This is a genomic window from Ruegeria sp. YKSF57, from assembly GCF_059612585.1.
On record NZ_JBXWQW010000034.1, the window covers coordinates 20,803 to 47,193 of the forward strand.

A 26,391-nucleotide genomic window follows, 5' to 3' on the forward strand; every position below is an offset into this window, starting at 1 on the left:
GTCAGTGGATGTCAGAATATGTGATGGTCACGGTATCCGCGTTCACCAGATCCAGGAACGGTTTGTTCACCGGATCTTTCACGAACTTGTCCAAAGCCGCACGGCCAGCTTCTTCGCTTTCCCAATAAACAACTTCGATCCAGACGCCATCGGCCTGCAGGGCGACGTGACGATCCACAAACCCGTCATACGTTTCGTGCATATTCGCGTTGATCTTGCCGCCCGCCGCAACTTCGGCCATCTGTTCGACCGTTACACCGTCTTTGGCCTGGAAGGTGACGTATTCAATCGTTCCGGCTTTGCTCAGATCTGTGGCCATTGCTGCACCTGTGGTTCCGATGGCCAATGCGGTCGCCAGTGCGGCGGTTTTCAGGCCTGTTGCTAGTTTCATCATGGAAAACTCCTCCTGTTGCATGATGGGGATGGGTGTGAGTGGTAGTGGTCTGAAAATCACAAAGCCTTGACTCGTTCCGCAATAGCCCGACCCAGCTGGGCGTGTTGATCCTTGCTCATATGCAGACCATCGGCGCCCTGCACATTTCCGGTCACGGCACCAGCGTCAAAGCTTGCGATGCCCGCTGCGTCGGCTGCGGATTTGAGAGCAGCTCCAAGCGCTTCAGACTTGGCTTTGCCGCCTTCGAACATGCCCGCGAAATCTGGGTGTGGCATGTCGTTGAGCGGCGCTGGCGAGACGACCATCACCTGTGGCGCATCATAATGATAGGCAACGCCACCGCTGCAGGCCTGCGCCACTTTTGCGACATCAATAATGGCATTTGCGATGTCCTCGGCAGAGCGGTTGGTTTCGGCCTTCAGGTCGTTGGTCCCCAATGCGATGATCAGCAGGTCTACGGGCATTTCCCGAGCAATTGCGGCCGGCAAAGTCTTGGCGCCGTTGAACATATCCGCCTTGATGGCATTCCAATCCATCGAATCGTCCAGGTTGGTGGCGCGCACGGTCAGACCATCGACGGCGACCTGATAATCGTTGCCCAGCTCGGCTGCCATGACACCGGCCCAACGTTCGTCATCGCCATAGCGGGTTGAGGGGAAAGCCTCTTCTACACCGATCCAGCCCCAAGTGTTGCTGTCGCCGTAAACAAGGATATTCTTCTTGGCCATCATTGGCTCCTTTTCTCGTGTTATCCGTTGATGATGTGGCCGTCTTCGGGGTGCCAGCTGGCGGTCACTCCGGCACCGACTTCGATGTCCAGCGACTGCATGTCGCGCTGTTGCAATTGCACGGTGATGGACGTTCCAGCAGCCGTTTCAAGCCGTAGATTGACGAGGGCTCCGATGAACTCCTCACCTACGACCCGCGCAGCAACTTCGTTCTCAGCCCAGCCCGCTTGCGGGGTGACCGAAATCTGGTCCGCCCTGACAATCAGGCTAACCTTTTCGTTTTCGTCCAGATCAACGAGTTCGGAGGCTGGGCACTTGAAGCTGCCATCTGGGCTTTCCAGAACCATCTCTCCGGATTTCAGTCGGCGGGTCTTGCATTCAAAGATCGAGGAGCCGCCCAGGAACCTTGCCACGAACGGTGTGGCCGGGCGCAGATAGATGTCTTCGGGGCTGCCCGCCTGTTCAATCCGACCCTGGTTCATGATCACTACGGTATCGGCCATCGAGAAAGCCTCGGAGTGACTATGGGTGACGTAGACGAAGGTAATCCCAAGTTCGCGTTGCAAGCGTTTCAACTCACCCTGCATCTGCACCGAAAGATGCGCATCCAGCGCCGACAACGGTTCATCCAGTAACAAGACGGATGGTTCGGTTACGAGGCATCGCGCCAAAGCCACACGTTGTCTCTGTCCGCCTGACAACTGATCAATGCCCCGGTCGGCATATCCCTCCAGTCCCAGCTTGTTCAACCAGTCCAGCGCGCGACTCTTGCGTTCCTTTTTGGGCATGCCTTTCATGCGCAGACCAAATTCGACGTTTTCCTGCACAGTCAGGAATGGAAACAATGCCAACGACTGCCAGACCATCGGCATGTCGCGTTCCCAGATTGACAGATCGTTTATCCGTCGCCCTTCTCGCAGGATGTCACCGCCGGTCACGTCTTCCAACCCTGCCAGCATCCGCAGCATGGTCGATTTCCCGCAACCTGATGGCCCCATGATGGCAACGAACTTGCCCTCTGCGATATCAAGGTCAAGGTTCTCGACCGCCACCGCCTCGCCATAGGTTTTGCGGATATTTCTCAGCGAGATGTGCGCGTGTGACATCATGCGCTCCAGTTCTTTTGGCGCGACGCCGCGCTCGGGATTGATCTTGTTCAGGCTGTTCATTTTTCCCCCCGGGTGAGGCGGCGCAGCAAAAGCACCTGCGCGCCCAAGATTAGAGTGATCGAGGTAATGAAGGTGATGGAGCCGATGGCATTGATCCGGGGGCTGACTGCCGATTGCAGGAAGCTGAGGATGCGAACCGAACTGGTCTCCTCAAGTCCTCCAACGAACCAGGTTACCGCGTATTCATCGAAGCTGACCGCCATACAGAGAAGGAACGCAGCCAGGATCGAGGTCTTGGTTGAAGGAACGATCACTTCCCAGAACGCACGCCAGTTGCTGGCGCCAATATTCTGGGCCGCGAATTCCAGATCGCCGTCGATCTGTGAAAACCGCAACCGGATAATGGCCATGGCGAACGGGGAGGTGAGAACGATATGACTGACCACGATGGCGGATAAAGTGCCAGACAGGCCAATGCGGGACAGGTAGGCCAGCATTGCCAGTCCAATGACAACCAAGGGAATCAACGGCGGCATCAGGGCGAAGACAAGTACCAGTTTCTTACCAACAAAGTTGAAGCGATAGTCGGCATAGGCCGCTGCAAATCCCATCGCGGTCGCGATGGGGGCGACGATCAGGGCAACTTTGATTGTGTTCGCAAAAGCGGCGATCACCAAATCATCGGCCAGGATCAGGCGATACCAATCCAGCGTGAATCCGCCCAGCGGGATAGTCGGGAACCGGTCCGAGTTCAGCGAGAAGACAAAGTTTGTCAGGATTGGCGCATAGAGAAAGGCCAGAGCCAAGCCCATGAAGATTACGCAAAGCCGGCGGGTCAACAGGGAAACACGCATGTCTCAGGTTCTCCGATAGGCGTAAGTGATTGAGGCCAGCGCGGTGATCAGCAGTGTAGCGATCATCACAAGCGCGACCACTGCAGCGCGAGGCCATTGCTGGCCGGATTTGACGGTATCCGCGATCAGGATAGACAGCGTGGTGAACTTGCCGCCGCCCAGATAGGTCGCCGTAACAAAATCTCCGAAGCTGAAGATGAAAGCAAACAGCGCCCCAAGCACGATACCCGGTCTAACCGCCGGCAATACGGTAGCAAAAAGCACCCGGCGCGGGCCGCAACCAAGGTTGTATGCCGCGTCGATCAGCGTGCGATCCAAGGACAGCATCGAAATTGACTGGATCACGATCACCAATGGCAAGGTCAGCGTCACCAATCCCACCATCAGAGAAAACGGCGTATTCAGTAGGCTGCCACTGTCGATCCCGATTGCCGCCAACAGTTTCATCACGATGCCGTTTTCTGTCAGATAGATCTGCCAGGAGTAGACACGCACGAGGTAGGATGTGAAAAACGGCACCACGAACAGCGCGAGAACCGTCATTCTGGCTCGTGTGCTGAGAAAGAAGCTGATCGCCAATGAACATGGCAATGCAATCAGGCTGGCCAGTACTGCGGCGCTGAGCGCAATCACGAAGGTGCGCAGGTAAGCAGCCCAGAAGAACGGAGCCGTCAGCATCTTGTGCCAGTTCTCCAATTGAAAATCGGGCGTCAGTAAAAAGTTTTTGACGTCCCAGAAACTCAGCCAGATCAGTAAGATCATCGGCCCAAGAAAAAACCCGGCCAACCACACAGGCAACGGCAGGCTCCATAAGCCTTCATAGGCGAGGCGGGACAGGCGCGGGATGGAAATCGAAGAAGTCATGTTTTAACCCGTCTGACCCTTCAGGATGGGCCGGCGTTTTTCAGTGACGTTTGACAGTGCCCCCCGCCATCGGGGAGAAGGGAGAATGGCGGGGGGCATAAGCACCGGAAGCTTTTAGGCGTCAGGTGCTTTTGTATGCCGACCAGAAGTCGTTCCAGTCACCCACGTCCTGCTGCACAGGCAGCTGGCGGATATGGATGCGGCCCTTGCGGATCAGGTCGATAGCGTTGCCGTCGCCCTGAAACATGCCCAGATGGCGTGCATCTTCCGGTTTTTCGGCAATCATTCGTTCCCACCCGGATTTCGACGGGATAATTGCCGGGAACACGTTCAGGTTCGCCAGGTTGTACTGACCGGCAGGGCTGGAGGCATGCTGGATGAACTTGCGCGCCAGTTCGGCCTTGCGCGACCCACGTCCGATCGAGAAGCTTTCAGTGAACTGAATGCCGCCCTGTTCCGGTATCGTAGTGGTAACATTCGCACCGTCGCGGCGCAGCACGCCAGTGATCCATTCACCTATGCCTGGCATCACGGTCACTTCACCGGACTTCAACGAGGACAGCACGCCACCATAGTCATAGAAGCCCCGCACCTGAGGTTTCAGGCTTAGCGTGGTGTCCTGCAGCTTGGCCCATGCGTTGCTGTCGATATCATAGGGCGCAGCGTTGCCATCGCGCAGGCTGAGAACGCCCAGGTTCGGCAGGTGCCAGTCGAAGTGACCCACCTTGTCCTTGTTCTTCTCGTTCCACAGCATGTCATACGACATCGCTTCCTTTACTGGCACCGCATCCAGATTGTGTGAGATGCCAAGAAAGCCAAACCGGCTGATGACTGCATAAAGTTCGTCATTGTGCCAATGGCCCGGAAACTTGTGGAATTCGGGGAAAAAATCGTCGAACGGATAGTCTGCCGGATCCAGTTTCTCAACGAAATTCGCCAGCACCAGCTGCTGAACATACTCAGCATCCGCGTGGATCAGGTCGTAGGTGCCCGCCGGAGATTGTGCCAACAGAGCCAGCATCTGCTCGCCGCCGACATAGTATTTCGGGGTGATCTTGACGTTGTGCAGTTCTTCAAATTCTGCAACTGCGTCCGGTTCAGCCTGACCATACCAAGCCAGCATTGTCATCTCGGTCACGGACTGAGCGCGGGTGATCGACGGCATGGCAAGTGCGCCTGCAGCCATCGCACTTGACTTGAGCAAAGCGCGTCTCGTGAGTGTGGTTTTGGCCATTTTCGGCTCCTCCCTTAATGGATGGGATGAGTATTCGGAACCGCAGCCTTGCCGACAATCGAGCAGATTTCAGTCATCACAAAGTATTTCTCAGCTTTCTGTTTGGCCGAATTGGCATGTCACAGAGGCGTAACACGCGGGCCTACTCCTATTCAGACCAACTCGCATCAGGTTGTTCATAACGATTGGCATCCTGCGGAATGAACTTCATGCCGTATGGGCTGTCGCGAAACAGGTCAGCCTCGTTCAACAACCAATCCTGAAATGCGCGCATCTTGGCAGAATTCGCGCGCTCCATAGGGCAGATAAGATAGTAGCTCCGGTCGCGCAGAACCCTTGGTATAGGCGCCGCGATTCGCCCTCGCTCAATCTCGCGCGAAGCAGCAATCACACTGACCAGAGCAGCCGCGCGATTGTCTATCGCCGCTTCGATACACATGATCTCATCACTGAAATGTGCGATCGGACGAATATTGGAAGCGTCGATACCGACCGAGTTGAACCAGGTGCGCCAATTCGGATCACCGTCCTGAAAGCCCAGCCACTCGTATTCGACCAGATCCCGGCTCAACAGGTCCTCGGGGTCGCGGATCTTGCTCTCCATTCGCCTCGAGCAAATAGGCGTGACATAGTCATCCAGCACCCAGGCCGCATGCTCCGCCGGATCCGGGGTGTCCGTATATCTTATGGAGACATCCACACTGAAACGTGCAAAATCCAGCACTGTATCCGAGGCGATAACCTTCACTTCAAGCTCGGGGTACAGCCGGCTGAATTTCGGCAATCGAGGGCTCAGCCAACTCCAGGCAAAGGATCGCGTGGTGGTTACCACCAGCTCGCCCTCGATTTCGTCGGTGCTCAGTTGCGCGATGCCCTGTTTCAGGTTGCAGAAGGCATCGGCGATGAAAGGGCGCAGGGTCTCTCCTTCGGTTGTCAATCTAAGCGACCGGGTCAGTCGGTGAAACAGTTGCACATCCAGCTGTGTCTCGAGGGTTTTGAGGCGATGGCTAATCGCTGTCGGTGTCAGTAAAAGTTCTTCGGCGGCCAGTTTGATGCTCATGTGTCGCGACACGGCCTCGAAGGCTTGCAGGCTCGTCAGCGGCGGTAATTTTTTCACTGTCGAACCTCTTCCTCATAAGGCTCGACCCTCCACAGGCGGAAGGGTCGCAGTGCTTTCACTCTGCGATCATCTTCGCCCGGCGCGCAAGACGCCCAAACCGGAGACCACAATCCAGGCGATAGTTTTTTTATCTAACTCAACCCAATTGGCGCATTCGTCAGAATCAACCCGTTTGACGACATGCCAGAGGCCAGACCTCCCGAGTGCCACTCGCAGCATGGATCCCTTTCCACCGGGAAACGGAATCCCGCCCAGCAGAACCGCAGTCAGAACGCTGAGTTGATGCGCGAGATGCTAATCAGCGCGACGACGGCCAGTGTCAGCAATTCCGCGCCGGGGATACCGAGCGGTTCAAAGCTCAGACCGGCACCAACACCGCAAGACCCTTGATTTCATGCTACTCAAACGGCGGAACAAAGCTGCGGCGACAAAATTCTTCGCTCGTGCCCTCGAAGTAAACGGATTGCCCCGCAAAATCGTTATCGCAAAAGCGGCGCCAATACGGCTGGTATCAAAGCCATCTACAAAATGCTGAAAGGCTTTGGTTGCCCGCTCCCAATCGCGATCGTTGAACCAGCCATCTAGTTGGCATATATTGCCAACGAGGAGGCTTAAGCCATGGTAACCCGCAATGTCGTACTTACAGAATCGCAGGATCAGCTGGTGCAGGATCTGGTCGCATCCGGTCGCTATCAGAACGCCAGCGAAGCGTTGCGAGCGGGCCTTCGGCTTCTGGAACAAGAAGAAGCCGGGCTGGAGTCTCTTAAACAAGGTCTGCAGAAGGGTTTGGCGCAGGCTCAGGCTGGAGATCTGGCAGAAGGCAGCGGTTCGAATGCGATCCATCGTGCTTTTGCTAGGGCCCGAGCCAAAACGTGACCAAACCATTTCGGCTGACACGCCGCGCCGAAGGCAGCCTGGTTGAAATTGCCCGATGGACCATCGACAAGTTTGGGCCGCATCAAGCCGATCTCTATGAACAAGAACTGATAGCGCGCTGCCAGGCCATCACCGAGGGCAAGGTGGCCAGCCGCAGTTGTTCTATATTGGTCGAAGAGGCAGCAGACCTCAGATATGTACGCGCGGGAGAGCATTTCCTGGTTTACCTGGACCAGCCGGATACGGTGATCATAGTAGATATCCTGCATTCCCGTTGCGATCTGCCGCGACATGTTTCCGCGCTGGCCACACTATCTGATGGGGCAGGGGACAATACATAGGTATCGCATTCAACTGGGATTTCTTTAAACAATCGGTAGGTGTTCACCCCAGCAGGTCTGTAGCGGGGTTCTCTGCGATATCGACATCGGGTATTGCCAAGTTGTGCGCCCGGCTTGACCGGATTTTCTGCGGGCCATGAACATTCCGACAAGAATGCCGCGCCTGAAGGGGTTCCGCTTTCCTCGTGAGATCATCGCTTACGCAGTCTGGGCGTGGTTTTGTCGCCGCAGCTTTGTTCCGCCGTTTGAATAGCATGAAATCAAGGGTCTTACCGTGTTTGTCGACTGCACGATACAAGTAGACCCATTCACCTTTGACGCGCACATAGATTTCGTCCATTCGCCAGGATCGATCGAAGCAACGCTTCTTACGACGCGCCTGGTCGGCGACCAGAGGTGCGTATTTGACGATCCAACGGTTCAGAGACGCGTGATCAACCGAAACGCGTCGTTCAGCCAGAATTTCTTCCAGATCTCGGTAGGACACTGATTAACGAAGATAGAAGAACACTGCGTGTCGTATCACGTCCCTTGGAAAACGAGCGCCTTTGAATGAGATTGTCACGGCCTGCCCCTGTCTGTTTTGGGCACCCGTGTATCAAAACTTCAGTCGACCTAACAGGTACGTGCAGAGTTTGCGACAAAGCCCCCCGGAGGTGTTCGCCGCAGACCTCCGGTGTGCCCCAATGGCTGACGGGCTTTCACGCCCGGCAGCCGAGCGGCAATGCGGCTTTGCGCCTGTACAAAATGGTCAATCCTCCCCTGAGACCTGGTACAAAACGGTCAAAACGCCGGTTTGCCTCAGCCCGCGAAGGTGGTCTTGTGCTCTGGAAAGACCATGCGCAGATGTGCCATGGTCAGGCGCAACCCTTCCTCGATCGAGAAGCTTTCCGGGGTCAGGTACAGCCTCTGCCAGAACCCGTCGGTCAGTGAATCGATAGAGAACGCAACGTCGCGCGCCTCGGTCTCGGAGGTATGCGGCAGCAGGTCGCGGCACAATTCATAGAGCGCCGCGCCCCTCTGGACATCGAAATCCCGGGCGCTGTCGGCATAGCGCGGGCGGAAACTCGCCTCGCCCCAGAACGAGAACCAGACCGCCAGCGCCTCGCGGTTGCAGACCACTGGCGAGAAGTCGGCCCGGATCAGCGCCGCCAGCCGATCCGCCGGGTCGGTCCCGGCCACGGCCACCGCGTTGCGCCAGGTGTCGGCATAGATCGAATACTGGTATTCCAGCGCCGCGGCCAAAAGCATATCTTTGCTTTTAAAGTAGAAAACCGCGACCCCCTGGGACAGCCCGGCCGCATTCGCAACCGTTGCCAGAGTGGTGCGGGACAACCCGTTCTCAACAACCGAGCGCAGGGTTGCTTCGATCAGCTGCTTACGGCGGCGGTCGGCATTGTCCTTGCGTTCCTTGCGTTGCCGGGGCGGCGGCGGGGCTTTGGTGGTCATCCTGGCGGCTCCGGGTTTTCCATGTCGCATCTCTATCCTGTCCGCTCACATGAATAAAGTAGCCTAAAATTTATTTGAGCGCTCAAAAAACTTTACGAAGTTTGCGCGCCGGGGTATTCCTTGATCAACAAGAGGGAGCACGCGATGGGGCGTCACGACCGATATGATGCAATAATCGCCGGGGCGGGCCACAATGGCCTGACCACGGCCTGCTATCTGGCCAAGGCCGGGCTCAAGGTTCTGGTGGTCGAGAAGAACGACTGGATCGGCGGTGCCGCAGTCAGTCGCTCGCTGCACCCCGGCTGGACCTATTCGAACTGTTCCTATGTCTGTTCTCTGCTGCGGCGTGAGATCGTGCGCGACCTTGAATTGCCGCGCTTCGGGCTTCAGGTCATCCCTTACGAGGGCGGCGCGACCTTTACCCCCGATGGCGACTATTTCGCCTATTATTCGGATCACGACGACCTGCGGCGCGAGATCGCCCGGCACGAGCCACGCGATGTCGATGCCTATGGCCGGTTCAGCCAGACGGTGATGCGGCAATGCCGGTTCATCCGGCCGTTCCTGCTCAGAACTGCGCCCGATCCGGTGCGGATGCGTCCGCGCGATATCTCGGAACTGGCCTATCTGGTGCGCAAGGTGCACGGGCTGGGCGCGCGCGAGATCGGCGAGACGCTGCGGTTCTGGACCATGTCCATCGGCGACTTCCTGGACGAGCATTTCGAGAATGACCTGATCAAGGCGCATCTGGCCGGATCGGGTATCATCGGAACCGGGCTGGGCGTCTATTCGCCCGGGTCCGCCTATGTGCTGCTGCATCACTACATGGGGGATGTCGACGGAACCATCGGCGCCTGGGGGTTTGCCCGGGGTGGCATGGGGTCGATCAGCCGCGCGCTGGGACTGGCGTTTGAAGAGGCGGGGGGCACAATCGTGACCGGCTCAGGTATCGACAAGTTCCTGACCAGGGGTGGCAAGGTGACCGGCGTGGCGCTGGAAAACGGCGATACCTACGAGGCGCCTGTTGTCGCCTCGAACATGGATGTCAAACGGACCTTCCTGAAACACACCGACCGCGATGACCTGCCGGGCGATTTCCTGCGCGCGGTCGAGCGGTTCAAGATCCGGGGGTCGTCAGGCAAGCTGAATATCGCGCTGGATCGCCTGCCCGAGTTTCCGGCCGCACCCGCCGGGGCGCCATTCCTGCGCGGAGACATGCACTGTTCGACCTCGCTGGCCGAGCTTGAGCGTGCATATGACGACTGGAAGGACGGCCGCTGGTCGCAAAGCCCCTATTTCGACATGCTGATCCCCAGCCAGATCGACCCGACCATGGCGCCGCCGGGCAGCCATATGATGACCGTCTTTGTACAATACGCGCCCTATGATCTTGAGGTCGACGGCGTGCGCGACGCCGCCAACTGGACCGAGGAGCGTCGCCGCGCCTTTGCCGATTGCGTGTTGGACAAGATGTCGGCTGCCTGTCCGGATATCAAAGAGCGTGTGCAGCACGTGGAAATCCGCTCGCCGCTGGAACTTGAGACCGAGGTCGGGCTGACCGAGGGCAATATCTTTCAGGGCGAGTTGACCTTTGACCAACTGCTCTTCAACCGGCCGGTGCCGGGCTATGCCGACTATCGCTCGCCGATCCGGGGCCTCTATCTGGTGGGATCGTCCGCGCATCCCGGCGGTGGGGTCATGGCCGCACCCGGGGCGAATGCCGCGCGCGAAATCCTGATCGACCTGGGCCGCCGCAGCGGGCTGCCGGCCGAGGCCGCGTGAGGAGACGGGCAATGGAACAGTTCGATGCGATTGTGATCGGGGCGGGGCATAATGGCCTGACGGCAGCGGCGGTTCTGGCGGGCAAGGGTAAAAAGGTCCTTGTGCTGGAGCGCAGCACGTCGCTGGGCGGCATGATGGCGACAGGAACGCTGAACGGAGTTCAGCTGCCCCGTCTGGCCCATCTTCTTTACAACCTGAATCCGGCCGTGGTCAGGGATCTGGGTTTGAAGCTGGATACCAGACAGGTGCCTACAGTTGCCTTGTCCGAGGATGGTCGGCACGTGGTGATGGATGGGGCAGAGGCGCGGTTCGCCGATGGCACGGCACATCCCGATGCAGCGGCCTTTGCGACCTTGTACCAAAGGCTTGTGCGGTTTGGTACGTTGCTGGGTCAGCTTGCACAGGCAGCGCCGCCGGACCTGTCCGGGTCGCTGAGTCTGGCACAGGCGGGAGAACTGGGCGCGCTGGCGCGTCTTGGTTTGCGGCTGCGCCTTATGGGCAAGGCCGAGATGCGCGAATTCCTGCGGATCGTCCTGTCCAACGCTCAGGACCTTATACTCGACGAATTGACCGACGGGCCGTTGGCCGGTGCGCTGGCGGCGGACGCGGTGCGCGGTGCCTGGGCGGGCCCGTCGGCACCTGGCACGGTATTCTCGTTGATCTACCGGCTGGCACAGGGCGGCGGCGCCGCCCTGCCCTCGGGCGGGATGGACGCGGTGGTGTCCGCGTTTGCCAAGGCGGCAGAGGCCCGCGGCGCCACGATCCGGACCGGCGCCGCCGCACGGCGGATCGTCATCGAAGGTGACCGGGTCACGGGCGTCGAGCTGGCCGATGGCACACAGGTATCGGCGGAGATGGTGTTGTCTACGGCGGGTGCGGCGCAAAGCATGATGCTGGCCGGTCACGAGAGCTATGATATCGAGGCGGTCCGCAGGTTGCGGAATTTCCGCGCCAAGGGGACGGCTGCCAAGGTGAACATGGTTCTGAGTGGTGCGCCCGAGTTCAGTGGACTCTCGCGTGAACAGGCATCCGGGCGCCTGTTGATCGCACCGTCCGTGCGCGCGGTTGAAAAGGCCTTTAATCCGGTAAAATACGGTGGGGCTTCCGATGCGCCGATCATCGAGGCGGTGGCGCCGACGCTGACCGATCCGGACACCTCTGGAAAGCATGTGATCTCGGCGGTTGTTCAATATGTTCCCTATGCCCCCGACGGTGGCTGGACCGACACCGCACGCCAGACTGTGATCGACCAAGTTATCGCCGCCCTGGACCGATTCGCGCCGGGACTGACCGCTATGGTCACGGCCAGCGAACTGCTGACTCCTGCCGATATCGAGTCTGAGACCGGTGCGCCGGGCGGGCATTGGCATCATGGAGAGATGAGTTTCGATCAGCTCCTGTCGGTGCGCCCCGCCAATGGGCTGGCCCATTACCGCTTTGGCCCGGCGGGACTGTACCTTGCCGGGGCCGCCGCGCATCCGGGCGGCGATGTCACAGGCGCGCCGGGCAGGAATGCTGCGCTGAAGGCGCTGAAGGAGATGGCCGCATGAAGGATACGCGCCACGATCTGCCCCCCGAACATGTCCCGCTGGGCCTGATCCCGACACCGTTCCAGACCCGGCTGGAGCCGTTGAGCCGGACCAAGGACTGGATGAATTGGGCGGGCTACATCTCGCCCGCCGTACTGGATACGATGGAGTTCGAGTATTTCGCGATTCGCAACCAGGCGACGCTGTTCGATATTTCGCCCATGCACAAATATCGGATCTCCGGTCCCGAGGCGTTGGCGATGTTGAACCGGCTTGTCACCCGCGATGTGCGGAAACTGGCACCGGGGCGCGTCGCCTACGTGATGTGGTGCGACGAGGATGGCATGGTGATCGACGATGGAACGCTGTTCCGCCTGTCGGAAACCGAGTTCCGCCTGTGCTGCCAGGAACCACAGTTCTCGTGGCTACTGGATGCGGCCTGGGGCTATGATGTTCGGGTAGAGGACGAGTCTCACAGTGTTGCCGGACTGTCGTTGCAGGGGCCAACCTCGGCTTCGGTGTTACGCGGCGCAGGGTTCGAGATCGACCATCTCCGCCCGTTTGACCTGGCCGAGGTCGAGCCGGGGTTAGTGATTTCTCGAACCGGTTTCACTGGCGATCTGGGATATGAATTGTGGATCACACCGAACCGGGCGCTGACGCTTTGGGACCGGTTGTGGGACGCAGGGCAGACCTGGGGCATTCGCGCAATCGGCTATCACGCCTTGAACATGGCCAGGATCGAAGCCGGGTTCATTGCCGCCGGTGTCGAGTTCCAGCCGATCCATCACACCTTGCGGCTGCATCGCGGGCGAACGCCCTTGGAACTGGGTTTTGCTTGGCTGGTCGATTTCCAAAAGGGACATTTCAACGGTCGTCGCGCGCTGTTGGCCCACGTTGAACGCCGCTCACGTTCGATGATCGTCAAGCTCGACATCGGCGGGTTCAAACCGGCTGCGGACGCGCTGATCTATCACCGAAAGAAACGCGAAGTCGGGCATGTTACCTCGGCCATGTGGTCGCCGACGCTCAAGCGCAATATCGCGCTGGCCGAGATCCGCGCGCCCTTTGGCACCAACCAAACCAACGACCTCTGGGTCGAAATCTATCTCAATCAGGAAGGCGTCTGGCAGCGCCGCATGGCGCGCGCGACCGTCTTGTCGCAGCCGTTCTTCCGCAACCCCCGCGCCCGGGCGACGCCGCCGGCCGCATTTTGAAGAAGCAAGAAGAGCAAATCATGTCTGGAGCTCATTTGAAACCCATCAGCAACAGCCCCTCTGTAGAAGAGCTGCACGAGTGGGACCGCTTGCACAACCTCAAGCCCTGGTCGATGATGAACGCCTGGCGCGAGGAAGACGGGCAGATCATCGACCGGGGGGATGGCATCTATATGTGGGACAGCCACGGCCGCCGGATGATCGACGGACCGGGCGGCATGTGGTGCGTACAGATCGGCCATGGCAGGCGCGAAATGGCGGATGCCACCGCCGACCAGGTGATGAAACTGGCCTATTCGTCGCCCTTTTCGACGGGGACCGAGCCCGCCGCGATTCTGGCGCGCAAGCTGGCCGAATTCGCGCCGGGCGATCTGAACACCGTGTTCTTCACCACCGGCGGGTCGACGGCGGTCGATACCGCGCTGCGTGCGATGCATTTCCTGAACAACCGGCGTGGCATGCCGGGCAAGAAGATCGTGATCTCGCGCGAGCGTGCCTATCACGGATCGACCTATCTGTCGGCGACCGTATCCGGCAAGGAGCGCAATCGCACCTGGTTCGACAAGGAAAACCGGCTGGTGCATTTCCTGCCCGATGTCGATCCGTATCACCGCCCCGAGGGCATGAGCGTCGAGGCCTTCTGTGACCAGAAGGTCGAAGATCTGGAACAGGCGATCCTGGAGCTTGGCGCCGAAAACGTGGGCGCCTTTATCGCCGAACCGATCCTGTGTTCCGGCGGCGTGATCGTGCCGCCACCGGGGTATCACAAGCGCACGCTGGAGGTCTGCCGCAAGCATGACGTGCTTTACATCTCGGACGAGGTGGTGACCGGTTTTGGCCGCCTGGGGCACTGGTTCGCCTCGGAACCCGTATTTGACATCGTGCCCGACATGATCACCTGCGCAAAAGGGCTGACCTCCGGCTACCTGCCGCTTGGGGCCTGCATCATTTCGGACCGGATAATGGAGCAGATGACCGGACCCGAGGAGGTTTTGTTCTCGAACGGGTATACCTATTCGGCGCATCCGGTCAGTTGCGCTGCCGCGTTGAAGAACATCGAGATCATGGAGCGCGAGAACATCCTGGGCCATGTGTGCGAGGTCACGCCCTATTTTCAGGAGCGACTGCGCAGTTTCGCGAAGTTCCCGATTGTCGGCGACCTGCGCGGGATGGGGCTGTTGGGATGCATCGAGGGCAAGGTGACCGAGGGCCGGGCTTCGCTGGCCGAGGACAGCGATTTCGGGGCCCGGCTTGACATGATCTGTGAAGAAAACGGTTTGCTGCTGCGCCCGCTGATCAACATGGCTGTTTTCTCGCCACCATTGATCATCTCGAAAACGCAGATCGACATCATGTTCGACATCATCGAAGGCGCCTTGGAACAGGTTTCACGCGAAATGGGGATTGATGGCTGACCGCTTGGGATTTCGCTGTTGTACGGGCTGCGCAAAACGCTTGTCGGGGCGCGGTGCTGCGCCGTTAAATCGGGGCGGCGAACCCTTGGCATACGATTCGGGGGATATTCGAACCAGGCTGTAGAGAAGAAAATCCAAAGAACCAAAACAGGGAGTAAACTGATGAAACACCTCAGAAATGCGTTGCTGGTCTCGACCAGTATGGTGGCAGGTGCCGCTTTTGCCGGAGACGCCGAACTCGTCGTGTTCGACTGGGCCGGATACGAGGATCCCGAGTTCTATGTCAACTTCACCGAGAAACACGGTGATGCTCCGACTTTTGCCTTTTTCTCGGACGAGGAAGAAGCCTTTCAGAAACTGCGGGCGGGGTTCAAGGCGGATGCGGCACATCCCTGTTCCCAGTCGGTACCAAAATGGATGGACGCCGGATTGCTGGCACCCATCGACCCCTCGAAGATCACTGAATGGGACAACCTGGAACCCGGGTTCCGCGATATCAAGGCATATTGGAAGGACGGAAATCCCTATTTTGTACCGGTCGATTGGGGCAACACCGCAACGACGTATAACACGGAACTCCTGAAACCCGAGGATGTGCAATCGTTGAAGGCCTTTGCCGATCCCAAACATGCGGGCCGCGTGTCCATCGGCGATAGCGTCGACGATGCCTATGCCCTCGCATTTTTGGCAACCGGTGTGCACGACTGGACCAACGTTACCGACGCACAGATCGACGCCGCGTCGGATTTTCTGCGTCAGGTTCACCAGAACCTTCGGGCCTATTGGACCAGCGGATCGGAACTGGCGCAGATGATGCAGAGCGGCGAGGTCTACCTTGCCTGGGCCTGGAACGAGACCTTTGCGACCATGAGTGCCGAGGGCCATCCGGTCGCGATGAAGCGGGACACGGACGAAGGGTCGTCGAGCTGGGTTTGTGGATACTCGAAACTGGCCGATGCGCCGGGCAGCGAAGACAAGTTCTATGACTTCGTGAACGCCTGGCTGGCGCCACGGACGGCCGACTATATTGTGTCTGTCTGGGGATACGGGCATTCCAACGCCAAGGCGATGGGCAAGATGAATGCCGAGGATCTGGCCGCTGTGGGTCTGGAAACCTCGGACAATCTGCGGGCTGGCACCTTGTGGCAGGCGCCGACCAGCGCGGAAGTGCGTGAACGGCTGATTGCCGATTTCGAGAAGATTAAGGCCGGCTTCTGATCGGTTCAAATTGGAACAGGGCCGTCCGGAACCTGTCCGGGCGGCCTTTTGTCATGCGATGTTCCGAAGGTAGGTTTCGATAAACCACTGGGTGTAGCTTTCCATCGGGGCAAAGGGACCGGGTTCGTAGAACCGCGAATTCACCCCTTGCTGGTTCTTTTCGATGATCAGTTTGTCGCTTTCGGTGGTCACGTCCCAGAGCCAGGTCAGGCGGGCCTTGTCATAGTCGCGGCCCTCGATTGCGCCCTCGTGGACCAGCCAGATGATCTCTTGGATCGAGTTGTCCTTGTCCACCGGAATGAAGCGGTAAAGGACCGCGTGATCCGCATAGACCAGCATCGGGTTCAGGATACCGACATAGATGTCGGATGCCGCATCATCCCACCCGGTGAGATCGCCCAGCAAGGGGGCCAGCGGCTTGCCGTCTTCACTGCCGGTCCGGTACCCGTCGAACAGGGCGTAACGGCGATAGTAAGTGTCTATCGACCCTTGAGGCTTGTTCCGGCCGGTCGCGTCGAGCAGATCGGCCGGGGCGCCAGTTTCCGCCGCTCTTGCGCCGACCTCGGCATTCAGGGGTTCGTGCAAACGGTCGGGCAAATGGATCACGTGGCTACGCGAGAACTCGGGATGGGCCGATGTGCAGTGGTAGCATTCGTTGTAGTTCTCGACGAGCAGTTTCCAGTTGGCGGCCACCGGATAGGAGGCTCGCGCGGCTATCTTGGTGCGGGCAAGTCCAAAGGGCGCAACCATCGGTTCCAGCAAGGTCCGGGCGGTTGAGAAATCTTCGGGCGTATCCGACAGCGACACGTAGATGAGCCCGTGGAACACTTCGACCGAGAACCTTTTCAGCCCCAGATTGGCCTTGTTGGTCTCGGCCCCCATCAGGCGCGCGGAAAACAGGCTGCCATCCAGGTTGTAGACCCAGGCGTGATAGGGGCAGGAAAAACGGCTGACATTGCCACGGGGTTCCAGGCAGACACGTGACCCACGGTGCCGACACACGTTCGCAAGGGCGTGAAACGCGCCTTCGCGGTCGCGGACGACGATCACGCTCTCGCCCAGAAGATCGAACAACAGATAGTCGCCCGGATGCGGCAATTCACTGATGTGGCCAGCAAGATGCCATTCCCGCAGGAAGACGCGGTCGATATCGCGCTGAAACACGGCGTCAGAGGTATAGAACGGTTGTTCCAGGGCGTAGCCGGGCTTGTAACCCGCGATCAGATCGGTGACCTCATCCTGCCACGGAGTAGGATGCAGTGTGGGTTTTCCAGTCATGCTGACCCTCCTTTGAAGCGGGGCGTTGGAAATCTGTCGTCGTGTCAGCGAAAGACGATGATGGAATCGGTGGCGAAGCCGACGCGCGCGGTTCCACCGGGGCGCAGGACCGCACGGCCTGCTGTGTTGCGCATGGAGATTGTGACCGGCGCCTCCAGGCCGTTCAGCCGAACCGAGTAGTAGGTCATGTCGCCATAGTAGGATGTCTCGACAACTTCGCCCTCGACGATGCGCTCGGCGCTTGGGGCGCCGTCAATCAGAATGGTCATCATCTCGGGCCGCACGCCAACGCGATGGATCTCTTCCGGTTTCATGCCGTTAGGCAGGTCCGCGCGCGAAATGGCGATCTGTCCCAGCGCCTGAACGTCGAGCGAAACATGTGTTTCAGTCGATTCCGTGGCCCGCGCTTCGAGAAAATTCATCACGCCAATAAAGGATGCGACCCTTTGGTTGACGGGTCGGCGATAGAGGTCTTCGGGTGTGGCCAGTTGTTCGATCCGCCCGTCAAACATCACGGCGATACGGTCGGACATGATGAGCGCTTCTTCCTGGTCATGGGTCACCAGGATGAACGTGATGCCGACCGAGCGCTGCAACTGGCGCAGTTCCAGCTGCATCTGATCGCGCAATTTCTTGTCGAGCGCAGACAGAGGCTCGTCCAGCAGAACAACCTTGGGTTTCATGATCAGCGCGCGGGCCAGCGCGACCCGCTGGCGTTGACCGCCCGAAAGCGTATGGGCCGCGCGCGGGCCGTATCCGCCAAGATCGACCATCTCGAGCGCCTGTTCCACCTCACGCTTGTACTCGGTCTTGGGCAGGCGGCGTTTCTTCAACCCATAGCCGACATTGTCGGCCACGCTGAGATGCGGAAAGATCGCATAGCTCTGGAACACCATATTGGTGGGCCGGTGGTTCGCCGCGATCCCGGCCATGGCCTTGTCGTCTATGGTGATGGTTCCTGTCGTGGGATCATCGAACCCCGCGATCATGCGCAGTAGGGTTGTCTTGCCACAGCCAGAAGGACCCAGAAGCGAAAAGAATTCGCCTTCGCGAATGTTCGCCGTGATCCCCTTGAGCGCCTGGACAGCACCGAAGGTCTTGGTGACGCCGTCCAGTTCGATGATCGTGCGCGCGTGCGGTTTTTCAGTGTCGAGCATGGTCAGATCAGCCCTTCGGTTGTCGAGGCGTCAAGGCCGCGGCGCGTGGCCGAACGGCGACGGAAGAATTCAGCGAGTATGAGCAGGGTCACGGTAAGGACCAGCAATATGGTCCCCAGCGCCATGATGCTGGGCAGCTTTGTCGGAAAGCGCATCTGGCTCCAGATGTATACCGGCAGGGTGACCTCGGTGCCGGTCAGGAAGAACGCGATGATGAACTCGTCCAGCGAGATCGTGAAGGTGATCAGCAGGCTGGAGATCACACCGGGCATGACCAGCGGAAAGGTCACGCGGCGAAAGGTGCCCCAGTGGGTTTCGCCCAAATCGAAAGACGCTTCTTCCACGCTGGGATCGAGGCCGCGAAAGGCGGAACTGAGAACCGCGATCGAAAACGGGGTGCAGACCAGCACATGCCCGAGAACGACCGTCCACAAGGACAGGCTGAGCCCAAGCTGGATCAGAACGATTAGCAGGGCGACGGCTATGATGATTTCCGGCAGCACCAAGGGAAGCATGACCAGACCCATGATCCCCCGTTGAAAGGGGAAGGTATATCGGGCCACGGCGCGGGCGGCGAAAAGCCCCAGGGCCGTGCTGATGATCGCGGTCGAGACCGACACCAGCATACTGTTCCAGACCGCGTCGTGCAGCGCCTGGGTCGTCCAAAGGACCCCGAACCACTCGGTTGTGAATCCGCTGAGCGGAAAAGCGATGATGGTGGCGCTGTTGAAGGCGAAGATCGGCAGCAGAATGACCGGTGCATAGAGAAACACCATGTAGACGATCGCGTAAACGTTCAGCCAGCTCAGGTTTTTCCGACGGTTCGACATGGTCAGTCTGCGCCTCCGCGCCCGATTTTGCGTGTCGCGAAGAAGATCAGCAGGCTGATACCACCGACGATGAACATCGATGACACCGCAAGCGCCGCACCGAGCGGGGCGTTGTTCGCCTTGCCGAACTGTACCTGGATCATGTTCGAGATCATCAGCCCTTCGGTTCCACCGACCAGGCGCGGGGTGATGTAATCGCCTACTGTCGGGATCAGAACGATGATCGTGGCGGCCACGACACCCGGCATGGCCAGAGGCAAAGTGATGCGGAAGAAGCTGCGCACCGGCCCGTCGCCAAGATCCTTGGCCGCTTCGAGCAGCGAACGGTCGATCCGCTCCAATGCGACAAAGATTGGCAGGATCGCGAACGGGGCCCAGGCATGGGCCAGCGTGATCACCACGGCGTTGGCGTTGTAGAGGATGAACGAAAGCGGTTCGTCGATCAGGCCAAGCCCAAGCAGCGCCGAATTCAGAACTCCGTTATATCCCAGGATCACCTTCCACAGGAATACCCGCAGCAGGTAGCTTGTCCAGAACGGCACCGTGATCAGGAACAGCCAGAGCGACTTGCGTTGATGTACGTGAAACGAAACGTAGTAGGCGATGGGAAAGGCCAGAAGCACGGTCGCCACGGTGACAACCAGCGAAATCCTGAGCGAGCGCAGCGTGAGTTCGCGATATAGCGGGTCGGTCCAGGCCTCGCGGTAATTGGCGAGGGTGAATGTCGTGTCCAGATCAAGATAGTTCTGGGTCCAGAAGCTGAACGTCACCACCATCGCCAACGGAGCGGCGAGAAGGAGGAGAGCATAGGCGAATGGTGGGCCGACGAGTATCAGGCCTTGCCTTCGGTCACGGTCGATCAGTTGCGCAACTCCCTGCTTGTCGGTCCGGGCCTGTTCTGCTGGCGTGGTTCCGACAGATTATCCTTTTTCCCTACGTCGGCAATTCCCAGGATTGCCCGGCCTTCTGCCGCAAAAAGTCATTTCGTTCCTTCAGGGTTCCCGGTTCTGGCTCTGCCTCGGCCAGCACGGGGAAGACATCTCGCAACTGGTCATGATAGCTCATGACACCAACTTCGAGATCCGACAATAGAACGCCGTCATACGCCGATGAAAACGCCGCCTCCCAGGTCCATTTCGTCAGCATCTCGTCCTCGCGCGATGTGATGCGGTCGATCCGGCCAGAGAGATATCTTGCCGCGCGCATGCGGCGGTCTTCGTCCGGGTGACGGTACACCGCGCCGCGCTGGATGGTTCGGCCAACCTCGACCGGGATTTCCTGATAAAAATAGATCGAGTCGGGGTAGAGCCCGAAGACGAAGTTCGGGAACACGCCGATGTAAAGCCAGGCTTGCTTGTGATCGGCATCCAGTTCCGGGACATGCGGCAGGATCTTCTTGTAGTTCCGCACGCTCCAGAGACGGCCATCGCCCGCCCGAAAGCGCGAAAAGGAGCGGGATGTCCCGTCACGAAAGGGCTCGTCGAAATAGTTTTTCCCGAACAGGTCATCCAGCCCCGGATGCGCCATCGGGACGTGATAGCCCTCGTTGTCGACATCGCGAATGCATTTCCAGTTCACCTCGACCTCGGTTGACCAGACCCCGTTTCCGTCGGGCACCATCCGGTCCATTCTGTATTGGGCCAGTTCCGGAGCCCATCGGCCAAGCAGTTCCGCCACCGAGGGTTGTGGCCCGGGTTGAAATCGAACAAAGACGAACCCATTCCAGATTTCCGACTCAAGAGGCTTCAGTCCCCATTCGACCGGATCAAGGTCCGGCAGGCTGTCGGGTTGAGCGGGGCTTCTGAGGGTGCCGTCCAGATTGTAGACCCAACCGTGAAATGGACAGATGATCGAGTTGCGGCAGTTGCCACGTTCGTCTCCCAGCACCCGGCTGCCGCGATGGCGGCAAAGATTGTGGAAGGCGCGGACTGTACCATTGGAATCGCGCACGACCAGCGCGCGATCGCCCGCGATGTCGCAGGTAAAGAAATCGCCTGGATTGGGTATGTGGTTGACATGGCAGATCACCTGCCAATGACGGCGGAACAGATCTTCTTTTTCCTGCTCCAGCAAGTCCTGGCTGAAGTATCCCCAGGCTGGCAAGCCGCTACGATCCCGAGCGGCCTCGGTGCCTTGTGGCGGATTTTGAGTGCGCTCCGTTGTCATGTCCCTGTCCAATATTTTTTTGAGCGGTTAAATAAATTTTAGTCTAGACTTGCCGTGCAGGCAAGATGAAAGCTGGTGCCAAGTGGTGAGCAACGGCTAGTATTGCCGCAGATCAGCAAGGGATCAGAAACATGGCGCAGACGGCGAAAGATGTCGAAAACCCGGATTACGACGAACATGCGATTGCCTTTCTTGAGCTTTTGTGGGGCAAAGGTCATCTGTCGCCGGGCGGCACAGATGAGGTGGATCGTATCGTCGCCGATATAGATTTTGCCGGTCTGCGGGTGCTGGATATCGGATGCGGATCAGGTGGCAACGCCTTGCATCTGGCGCAAACAAGGTCTTTGAAACACATCACCGGCTTCGATGTTGAAGGTCCGGTGGTTGAAGTTGCGACGCGCCGCGCGGCAGAAGAGGGGCTTGTCGATCGCGCGAGTTTTGTCCGGGCCGATCCCGGACCTTTGCCTTTCGATGATGGCGCTTTCGATCTGGTGTTTTCCAAGGATTCGCTGCTGCACGTTCCCGACAAGGATGCGCTTGCCGCCGAGATCCATCGCGTTCTGACCCCGGGTGGGCAGGTGGCTGTCGGGGACTGGATGATCGGTCATGACGGGCCCATGTCAGCAGAAATGGCAGCCTATGTCGCGGCTGAGGATCTGGGTTTCGCGATGGGGTCGCCGGACCGCTACCGCACTGCCATGGAAGGTGCGGGGTTCACCGAGGTTCGGGTCGTTTCCCGCAACCCGTGGTATCTGGAGCGCGCAAGGGTTGAGTTAAGAGAGCTGAAGGATACCCGCTACGCGGAATTCTGCGCTGCTTGCGGCGAGGATTACATCGAACATCAGATCACCACCTGGACATTGATGATCAGGGTTCTTGAAACGGGCGAGCATTGTCCGTCGCATCTGTTTGCAAGGAAACCAGGTATTGCCAAGTTGTTGACCTAAGACGTTTCGGGGAAAACCTGAATTGGGGTATTGAACGAACCCGCTGACGCGGGAGGGGGGCGTAGCTATTGGCGGGAATGGCCCCCTGGCGGGAAGGTTTGGTTGCTGAGGCCAACCTTTATCAGGAGACCATCCCATGGCTGATGCCACATCAGCGGTAAACCTGCTGCGCCGCCGTATGATCGACGACATGACGCTTCGCAACCTGCAGCCGGCCACGCAACGATCCTATCTTCATGCCGTTGCGAAGTTCAGCCGGTATTTCGACTGTTCGCCGGATCGACTGGGGCTGGAGGATGTCCGTGCCTTTCAGGCCTACCCTGTATCGCAGGGTATTTCCTGGCCAGCTTTGAATCAGACGGTCTGCGCCTTGCGCCTCTTCTACGGTGTGACGCCGAACCGGGCAGAGATCCCGGAACGGATCGCCTATGCGCGCACGCCACGCAAACTGCCAACGATCCTGAGCGCCGACGAGGTTGTGCGTTTTCTTGAGGCGGTGCCGTCGCTGAAGGCACGCGCTGCCCTGGCGACGGCCTATGCCGCGGGCCTGCGTGCCTCCGAGGTGGTCAGTTTGAAGGTCACGGATATCGACAGCGATCGCATGCAGATCCAGGTCCGTCATGGCAAAGGAGCCGGGGACCGGACCGTCATGCTCTCGCCGCAGCTTCTCGGCATGTTGCGGACATACTGGCGCCTGGCGCATCCGAATGACTGGCTGTTTCCCGGCCGTGGCGACAAACCGATTGATGTGCAGGTGCTGCATTCCGCCTGCCGGTCCGCAACCAAAGCGGCGGGACTGACCAAGAAGGTCAGCGTGCACACGCTGCGACACAGCTTCGCCACCCATATGCTGGAGAACGGTGTCGATATCCGCGTCATCCAGGTGCTGCTCGGGCCCGCCAACCTGTCGACAACTGCGCGCTACACGCAGGTTGCCGCGACGACGATCGCGAAGACACAAAGCCCGTTCGATCGCCTGAACCTTGAGGTGGTGCCGCCCGACTGAGACGCGCCATGCGCCCGGCCCTGGAGGTGGCGGATATCTTCCGTCGCCATGGCTCTGCCTATGTTCAGGCTCACGACGGCCATCTCGACCGCGTAGAGCGCCGCGTGATGTCCGCGATTGAACTGTGCCGCACCTCTGCTCTTGGCGGCCATGTCGAGGGCTGCCAGACCTGCGGAACGGTGCGCGTAGCCTACAATTCTTGCCGCAACCGGCATTGCCCCAAATGCCAGGGGGCGGCGGCGCGTGACTGGCTGGAGGCGCGGGCGGGCGATCTGCTGCCGGTCCCCTATTTCCACGTGGTCTTCACTCTGCCTGCCGAGATTGCAACCATTGCCTTCCAGAACAAGAAGATCGCTTACGACATCCTGTTCAAGTCCGCCGCCGAGACCCTGCGCATCATTGCGGCTGACCCAAGGCATCTCGGCGCCGAGATCGGCCTCATCGCGGTACTGCACAGCTGGGGCCAGACCCTGAGTTACCATCCCCATCTTCATTGCATCGTGCCAGGCGGCGGTCCGTCGCCGGACGGCAGCTGCTGGATCGCCTGCCGCCTTCGAGGCCGGGCAGTTGCAGTTCTTCGGCGAGATTGAAGGATTGGCCGACCTGCCAGCCTTTGCCCGGATGCTGACTTCGGCAAGCCGCCGCGACTGTGTTGTTAATGCCAAACCACCCTTTGGCGGGCCAGAACAGGTGCTGGCCTATCTCAGCCGCTATACGCATCGCGTCGCCATCTCCATTTCCCGCCTGATCAGCATAGAGGATAGCAGGGTAACCTTCCGCTGGCGCGACTATCGTCGTGGCCGCCGACCCGGACGGATGACCCTCGACGCCGGTGAGTTCATCCGGCGGTTCCTTCTGCGCACCTTGCCGGATGGCGTTCACCGCATCCGCCATTACGGCTTTCTCGCAAACGGGCAGCGCACCGCCCGTCTCACAGCCTGCCGGGTACTGCTGGCCGCCGGGACACTAGAGGCAGCCGACCGCGTCCGACCCAAAACAAGCCCGGCACCCGTTCCGCGCCCTTGCCCCTGCTGCGGTCGACCGATGGTCATTCTCGCCGTCCGGCATCACGGCCAGGCACCACCCGTCGGACCGTTCTGGAATGACAGCTCATGAGCACTCGGGGCAAACCATCGCCACGCGATCTGCAGCCGGTCTGCACGAGGACTGGCCAGATGGCCTGCCGGCAGGCGACCCGGTTGTGCCGGTGCCGGTCGTCGCGAGAAATGATCCGCCACCAGACCAGCCCGCTGCGACGGTCCCAGGATGCTGATGTCAGCCACGGCAGAACCCCGACCGGGGCGCATAACCATCGCATCCGCCGTCGCGCCCAATACCCCAGGCTAGCACCAAGCCCAAATCGCCATAGCGCCAAACCAGCCCCCAAGTTCGTTCAATCCGGCCTCAATGAGTGCGCGCACAGCGCTGGGACGCACGAGACCCGCCGCGCGACCTCACAGAACCCTCCAGATTCACATGCAGGTCAGTTTGTGTTTCATCCCGTTTGGGAGGATAGATCATGCCAGCACCTTTGCCATCAGCGCTTCGGGCGCGGTTTCAGAGATACATTGAAGAAGGTTTAAGTGGGCGCGCGGCGGCGCTTCGCCTGAAGCTGTCACCAGCTACGGGAACTCGCTGGGCGCGGCAGGTCAAGACCTGAGGTCGCGCGGCTCCTGCGCCTAAGGGTCGCCCCGTGATACTGGCAAACTGGGCCCACATCGGGCCTTCTTTGAAGAGCTGGTGACGCAAGACCCGGACATCACGCTCTTTGAACCGAGGGATGCCTTGGCCGACGCTGAAGGGGTGCAGGTGCATCATTCCTCCATCGCTGATCTTCTGTCCCGCCTGGGGTTCACGTACAAAAAAGTCGCTGGTCGCCACCGAACGCCGCCGTGCCAAGGTAAGACAGCAAAGAGCCGATTGGCTCACGAATCGCGCACCAGCCATAGCGGCGCTACCTGAACGCGTTGTCTTCATTGACGAAACTGCTATGAAAACCAACCTCGCGCCTGCGCGGTTGGGCCACCTGCGGCGAACGGCTGATGATGGACGCTCCTTTTGGAAGCTGGGGGACGCAAACCCTGATCGCGGGGTTGGCCCAAGACGCTTTAATCGCTCCATGGGTCATCAAGGGTGCAATGGACGGCCCCGCCTTCGCTGCATACATCCGCCACGTACTGATCCTCGAGATCGCACCCGGCACCGTAATCATCCTCGACAATCTCGCCACTCACCGGAACAAGGGGGCTGCCCAAGCCCTGCGCGAACACGGCTGCTAGTTCCTTTACCTTCCACCGTACACACCCGATCTCAATCCTATCGAACAGGCCTTCTCAAAGGTCAAGGCTCACCTCCGACGGATCGGCGCGAGGACCTTCACCGAAGTATTCGATGCCATCGCGGAAATCTGCGATCTCTACGAACCCACCGAGTGCCAAAACTACTTCAAGGCTGCCGGGTATGCATCAAGTTAATCCCGAAACGCTTTAAGCATGTAAGGTATTGGCGAAGGCAGGTTCAGGCTGTCATTTCCGCAGTGCAATCGTTCCAGAGGTTGAAGGCGTCGGAACGAGCGTGGCGGTATGAGTTTGCGTTGAGTTGATATCGGCGGGGACGGAAGATCAGGTTGATTTGGTCATGCGCGGACAGAAATCTCTGAGCCTGCAGGTGAAACTTGAACTTGCCGAATAGCTTCTCTCTTTTGCGGGTTGCTCAGTGCGAGACTTCGATCGCGTTGTTGAGACCTTTGTGGGTGCGATGGTCAGTGTCCGGTGCCAGTGTTTTGATCGGTTTGACATAGCTGCGCAGTTTGTCCATCGCCCGGCAGTGCATTGCGAATGCAATGTCACGAGAGGGGGGATAACGACCCTGGGTTCG

At 59.3% G+C, this 26,391-nt stretch carries 22 protein-coding genes and 6 pseudogenes; 13 read left to right on the forward strand and 15 right to left on the reverse strand.

Annotated features, from left to right (window positions below; genetic code table 11):
* Nucleotide 1 precedes the first annotated feature (1 nt).
* From AC2FLX_RS15035 to AC2FLX_RS15065, 7 genes are all read right to left on the reverse strand, one after another.
* Nucleotides 2-394 (reverse strand): hypothetical protein, encoded by a 393-nt coding sequence (locus AC2FLX_RS15035; protein ID WP_496747933.1) that lies wholly within the window; start codon nucleotides 392-394, stop codon nucleotides 2-4.
* Nucleotides 395-450: 56 nt separating this feature from the next.
* Nucleotides 451-1,122 carry a GDSL-type esterase/lipase family protein gene (locus AC2FLX_RS15040; protein ID WP_496747931.1) on the reverse strand — a complete coding sequence of 224 codons (672 nt, stop codon included), beginning with the start codon at nucleotides 1,120-1,122 and terminating at the stop codon, nucleotides 451-453.
* Nucleotides 1,123-1,142: 20 nt separating this feature from the next.
* Nucleotides 1,143-2,228 carry an ABC transporter ATP-binding protein gene (locus AC2FLX_RS15045; RefSeq protein ID WP_496747946.1) on the reverse strand — a complete coding sequence of 362 codons (1,086 nt, stop codon included), beginning with the start codon at nucleotides 2,226-2,228 and terminating at the stop codon, nucleotides 1,143-1,145.
* A 59-nt stretch (nucleotides 2,229-2,287) separates the two neighbouring features.
* Nucleotides 2,288-3,085 (reverse strand): ABC transporter permease, encoded by a 798-nt coding sequence (locus AC2FLX_RS15050; RefSeq protein WP_496811178.1) that lies wholly within the window; start codon nucleotides 3,083-3,085, stop codon nucleotides 2,288-2,290.
* Between the two features lie 3 nt (nucleotides 3,086-3,088).
* Nucleotides 3,089-3,949: an ABC transporter permease gene (locus tag AC2FLX_RS15055; protein WP_496811179.1), complete on the reverse strand. Its 861-nt coding sequence runs from the start codon at nucleotides 3,947-3,949 to the stop codon at nucleotides 3,089-3,091.
* 121 nt (nucleotides 3,950-4,070) lie between these two features.
* Entirely contained in the window at nucleotides 4,071-5,183 is a 1,113-nt protein-coding gene (locus AC2FLX_RS15060; RefSeq protein ID WP_496747928.1) for an ABC transporter substrate-binding protein, read from the reverse strand.
* A 148-nt stretch (nucleotides 5,184-5,331) separates the two neighbouring features.
* Nucleotides 5,332-6,300, reverse strand: a complete 969-nt coding sequence (locus AC2FLX_RS15065) for a LysR substrate-binding domain-containing protein (protein WP_496811180.1) — start codon at nucleotides 6,298-6,300, stop codon at nucleotides 5,332-5,334.
* 343 nt (nucleotides 6,301-6,643) lie between these two features.
* Between AC2FLX_RS15065 and AC2FLX_RS15070 the strand changes: the two are divergent.
* From AC2FLX_RS15070 to AC2FLX_RS15085, 4 genes and pseudogenes are all read left to right on the forward strand, one after another.
* Nucleotides 6,644-6,873 (forward strand): annotated as a pseudogene (locus tag AC2FLX_RS15070) (DDE-type integrase/transposase/recombinase); the annotation flags it as partial.
* A 48-nt stretch (nucleotides 6,874-6,921) separates the two neighbouring features.
* On the forward strand, nucleotides 6,922-7,179 hold the full coding sequence (locus tag AC2FLX_RS15075) for a type II toxin-antitoxin system ParD family antitoxin (protein WP_496811181.1): 258 nt from the start codon (nucleotides 6,922-6,924) through the stop codon (nucleotides 7,177-7,179).
* Entirely contained in the window at nucleotides 7,176-7,520 is a 345-nt protein-coding gene (locus AC2FLX_RS15080) for a type II toxin-antitoxin system RelE/ParE family toxin (protein WP_496747924.1), read from the forward strand. Before AC2FLX_RS15075 ends, AC2FLX_RS15080 begins: the two co-directional genes overlap by 4 nt.
* A gap of 136 nt (nucleotides 7,521-7,656) precedes the next feature.
* A pseudogene (locus tag AC2FLX_RS15085) lies at nucleotides 7,657-7,737 on the forward strand (IS6 family transposase); the annotation flags it as partial.
* On the opposite strand, the pseudogene AC2FLX_RS15090 reads toward AC2FLX_RS15085, so the two are convergent.
* Both AC2FLX_RS15090 and AC2FLX_RS15095 read right to left on the reverse strand, forming a co-directional pair.
* A pseudogene (locus AC2FLX_RS15090) lies at nucleotides 7,738-8,085 on the reverse strand (IS6 family transposase); the annotation flags it as partial.
* Between the two features lie 236 nt (nucleotides 8,086-8,321).
* Complete coding sequence (locus AC2FLX_RS15095; protein WP_480750849.1) at nucleotides 8,322-8,969, reverse strand: TetR family transcriptional regulator C-terminal domain-containing protein; 648 nt, start codon at nucleotides 8,967-8,969, stop codon at nucleotides 8,322-8,324.
* Nucleotides 8,970-9,113: 144 nt separating this feature from the next.
* Here AC2FLX_RS15095 and AC2FLX_RS15100 point away from each other — a divergent pair, with 144 nt between their 5' ends.
* The 5 genes from AC2FLX_RS15100 (at nucleotide 9,114) to AC2FLX_RS15120 (ending at nucleotide 16,130) form a co-directional block, all read left to right on the forward strand.
* The gene (locus tag AC2FLX_RS15100; RefSeq protein WP_496811182.1) at nucleotides 9,114-10,751 is read left to right on the forward strand and encodes a phytoene desaturase family protein; all 1,638 of its coding nucleotides are present in this window, start codon (nucleotides 9,114-9,116) and stop codon (nucleotides 10,749-10,751) included.
* A gap of 11 nt (nucleotides 10,752-10,762) precedes the next feature.
* Nucleotides 10,763-12,301, forward strand: coding sequence for a phytoene desaturase family protein (locus AC2FLX_RS15105; RefSeq protein WP_496811183.1), 1,539 nt, complete (start codon nucleotides 10,763-10,765; stop codon nucleotides 12,299-12,301).
* Nucleotides 12,298-13,497, forward strand: coding sequence for an aminomethyl transferase family protein (locus AC2FLX_RS15110; protein ID WP_496811184.1), 1,200 nt, complete (start codon nucleotides 12,298-12,300; stop codon nucleotides 13,495-13,497). The genes AC2FLX_RS15105 and AC2FLX_RS15110 overlap by 4 nt, the downstream gene beginning before the upstream one ends.
* 20 nt (nucleotides 13,498-13,517) lie before the next feature.
* Nucleotides 13,518-14,912, forward strand: a complete 1,395-nt coding sequence (locus AC2FLX_RS15115; RefSeq protein ID WP_496811185.1) for an aminotransferase — start codon at nucleotides 13,518-13,520, stop codon at nucleotides 14,910-14,912.
* Nucleotides 14,913-15,074: 162 nt separating this feature from the next.
* Nucleotides 15,075-16,130 carry an extracellular solute-binding protein gene (locus tag AC2FLX_RS15120; RefSeq protein ID WP_480750844.1) on the forward strand — a complete coding sequence of 352 codons (1,056 nt, stop codon included), beginning with the start codon at nucleotides 15,075-15,077 and terminating at the stop codon, nucleotides 16,128-16,130.
* A gap of 51 nt (nucleotides 16,131-16,181) precedes the next feature.
* On the opposite strand, the gene AC2FLX_RS15125 is transcribed toward AC2FLX_RS15120, so the two are convergent.
* The 5 genes from AC2FLX_RS15125 to AC2FLX_RS15145 form a co-directional block, all read right to left on the reverse strand.
* Nucleotides 16,182-17,408: an aromatic ring-hydroxylating oxygenase subunit alpha gene (locus tag AC2FLX_RS15125; RefSeq protein ID WP_480750843.1), complete on the reverse strand. Its 1,227-nt coding sequence runs from the start codon at nucleotides 17,406-17,408 to the stop codon at nucleotides 16,182-16,184.
* Nucleotides 17,409-17,452: 44 nt separating this feature from the next.
* The gene (locus AC2FLX_RS15130) at nucleotides 17,453-18,565 is read right to left on the reverse strand and encodes an ABC transporter ATP-binding protein (protein ID WP_480750842.1); all 1,113 of its coding nucleotides are present in this window, start codon (nucleotides 18,563-18,565) and stop codon (nucleotides 17,453-17,455) included.
* Between the two features lie 2 nt (nucleotides 18,566-18,567).
* Nucleotides 18,568-19,395: an ABC transporter permease gene (locus tag AC2FLX_RS15135; RefSeq protein ID WP_480750841.1), complete on the reverse strand. Its 828-nt coding sequence runs from the start codon at nucleotides 19,393-19,395 to the stop codon at nucleotides 18,568-18,570.
* Nucleotides 19,396-19,397: 2 nt separating this feature from the next.
* Nucleotides 19,398-20,171 (reverse strand): ABC transporter permease, encoded by a 774-nt coding sequence (locus AC2FLX_RS15140; RefSeq protein ID WP_496811186.1) that lies wholly within the window; start codon nucleotides 20,169-20,171, stop codon nucleotides 19,398-19,400.
* Nucleotides 20,172-20,328: 157 nt separating this feature from the next.
* Nucleotides 20,329-21,561, reverse strand: coding sequence for an aromatic ring-hydroxylating oxygenase subunit alpha (locus AC2FLX_RS15145; protein ID WP_496811187.1), 1,233 nt, complete (start codon nucleotides 21,559-21,561; stop codon nucleotides 20,329-20,331).
* Between the two features lie 131 nt (nucleotides 21,562-21,692).
* On the opposite strand from AC2FLX_RS15145, the gene AC2FLX_RS15150 reads away from it, so the two are divergent.
* The 4 genes and pseudogenes from AC2FLX_RS15150 (at nucleotide 21,693) to AC2FLX_RS15165 (ending at nucleotide 25,988) form a co-directional block, all read left to right on the forward strand.
* A complete protein-coding gene (locus tag AC2FLX_RS15150) occupies nucleotides 21,693-22,508 on the forward strand; it encodes a class I SAM-dependent methyltransferase (protein WP_496811188.1) in 816 nt (271 codons plus the stop codon).
* A 136-nt stretch (nucleotides 22,509-22,644) separates the two neighbouring features.
* Nucleotides 22,645-23,514: a site-specific integrase gene (locus AC2FLX_RS15155; protein WP_496811189.1), complete on the forward strand. Its 870-nt coding sequence runs from the start codon at nucleotides 22,645-22,647 to the stop codon at nucleotides 23,512-23,514.
* A gap of 8 nt (nucleotides 23,515-23,522) precedes the next feature.
* Nucleotides 23,523-24,630, forward strand: a pseudogene (locus tag AC2FLX_RS15160) (IS91 family transposase).
* A gap of 893 nt (nucleotides 24,631-25,523) precedes the next feature.
* Nucleotides 25,524-25,988: pseudogene (locus tag AC2FLX_RS15165) on the forward strand (transposase).
* Nucleotides 25,989-26,031: 43 nt separating this feature from the next.
* Here the strand turns inward: AC2FLX_RS15165 and AC2FLX_RS15170 are convergent.
* Nucleotides 26,032-26,328: pseudogene (locus AC2FLX_RS15170) on the reverse strand (DDE-type integrase/transposase/recombinase); the annotation flags it as partial.
* Nucleotides 26,329-26,391 lie beyond the last annotated feature (63 nt).

Coding starts and splice junctions, on each gene's coding strand:
- AC2FLX_RS15035 (WP_496747933.1), bottom strand. CDS start 394: ATGATGAAACTAGCAACAGGCCTGAAAACCGCCGCACTGGCGACCGCA.
- AC2FLX_RS15040 (WP_496747931.1), bottom strand. CDS start 1,122: ATGGCCAAGAAGAATATCCTTGTTTACGGCGACAGCAACACTTGGGGC.
- AC2FLX_RS15045 (WP_496747946.1), bottom strand. CDS start 2,228: ATGTCACACGCGCACATCTCGCTGAGAAATATCCGCAAAACCTATGGC.
- AC2FLX_RS15050 (WP_496811178.1), bottom strand. CDS start 3,085: ATGCGTGTTTCCCTGTTGACCCGCCGGCTTTGCGTAATCTTCATGGGC.
- AC2FLX_RS15055 (WP_496811179.1), bottom strand. CDS start 3,949: ATGACTTCTTCGATTTCCATCCCGCGCCTGTCCCGCCTCGCCTATGAA.
- AC2FLX_RS15060 (WP_496747928.1), bottom strand. CDS start 5,183: ATGGCCAAAACCACACTCACGAGACGCGCTTTGCTCAAGTCAAGTGCG.
- AC2FLX_RS15075 (WP_496811181.1), top strand. CDS start 6,922: ATGGTAACCCGCAATGTCGTACTTACAGAATCGCAGGATCAGCTGGTG.
- AC2FLX_RS15095 (WP_480750849.1), bottom strand. CDS start 8,969: ATGACCACCAAAGCCCCGCCGCCGCCCCGGCAACGCAAGGAACGCAAG.
- AC2FLX_RS15100 (WP_496811182.1), top strand. CDS start 9,114: ATGGGGCGTCACGACCGATATGATGCAATAATCGCCGGGGCGGGCCAC.
- AC2FLX_RS15105 (WP_496811183.1), top strand. CDS start 10,763: ATGGAACAGTTCGATGCGATTGTGATCGGGGCGGGGCATAATGGCCTG.
- AC2FLX_RS15110 (WP_496811184.1), top strand. CDS start 12,298: ATGAAGGATACGCGCCACGATCTGCCCCCCGAACATGTCCCGCTGGGC.
- AC2FLX_RS15115 (WP_496811185.1), top strand. CDS start 13,518: ATGTCTGGAGCTCATTTGAAACCCATCAGCAACAGCCCCTCTGTAGAA.
- AC2FLX_RS15120 (WP_480750844.1), top strand. CDS start 15,075: ATGAAACACCTCAGAAATGCGTTGCTGGTCTCGACCAGTATGGTGGCA.
- AC2FLX_RS15125 (WP_480750843.1), bottom strand. CDS start 17,408: ATGACTGGAAAACCCACACTGCATCCTACTCCGTGGCAGGATGAGGTC.
- AC2FLX_RS15130 (WP_480750842.1), bottom strand. CDS start 18,565: ATGCTCGACACTGAAAAACCGCACGCGCGCACGATCATCGAACTGGAC.
- AC2FLX_RS15135 (WP_480750841.1), bottom strand. CDS start 19,395: ATGTCGAACCGTCGGAAAAACCTGAGCTGGCTGAACGTTTACGCGATC.
- AC2FLX_RS15140 (WP_496811186.1), bottom strand. CDS start 20,171: ATGGTGGTGACGTTCAGCTTCTGGACCCAGAACTATCTTGATCTGGAC.
- AC2FLX_RS15145 (WP_496811187.1), bottom strand. CDS start 21,561: ATGACAACGGAGCGCACTCAAAATCCGCCACAAGGCACCGAGGCCGCT.
- AC2FLX_RS15150 (WP_496811188.1), top strand. CDS start 21,693: ATGGCGCAGACGGCGAAAGATGTCGAAAACCCGGATTACGACGAACAT.
- AC2FLX_RS15155 (WP_496811189.1), top strand. CDS start 22,645: ATGGCTGATGCCACATCAGCGGTAAACCTGCTGCGCCGCCGTATGATC.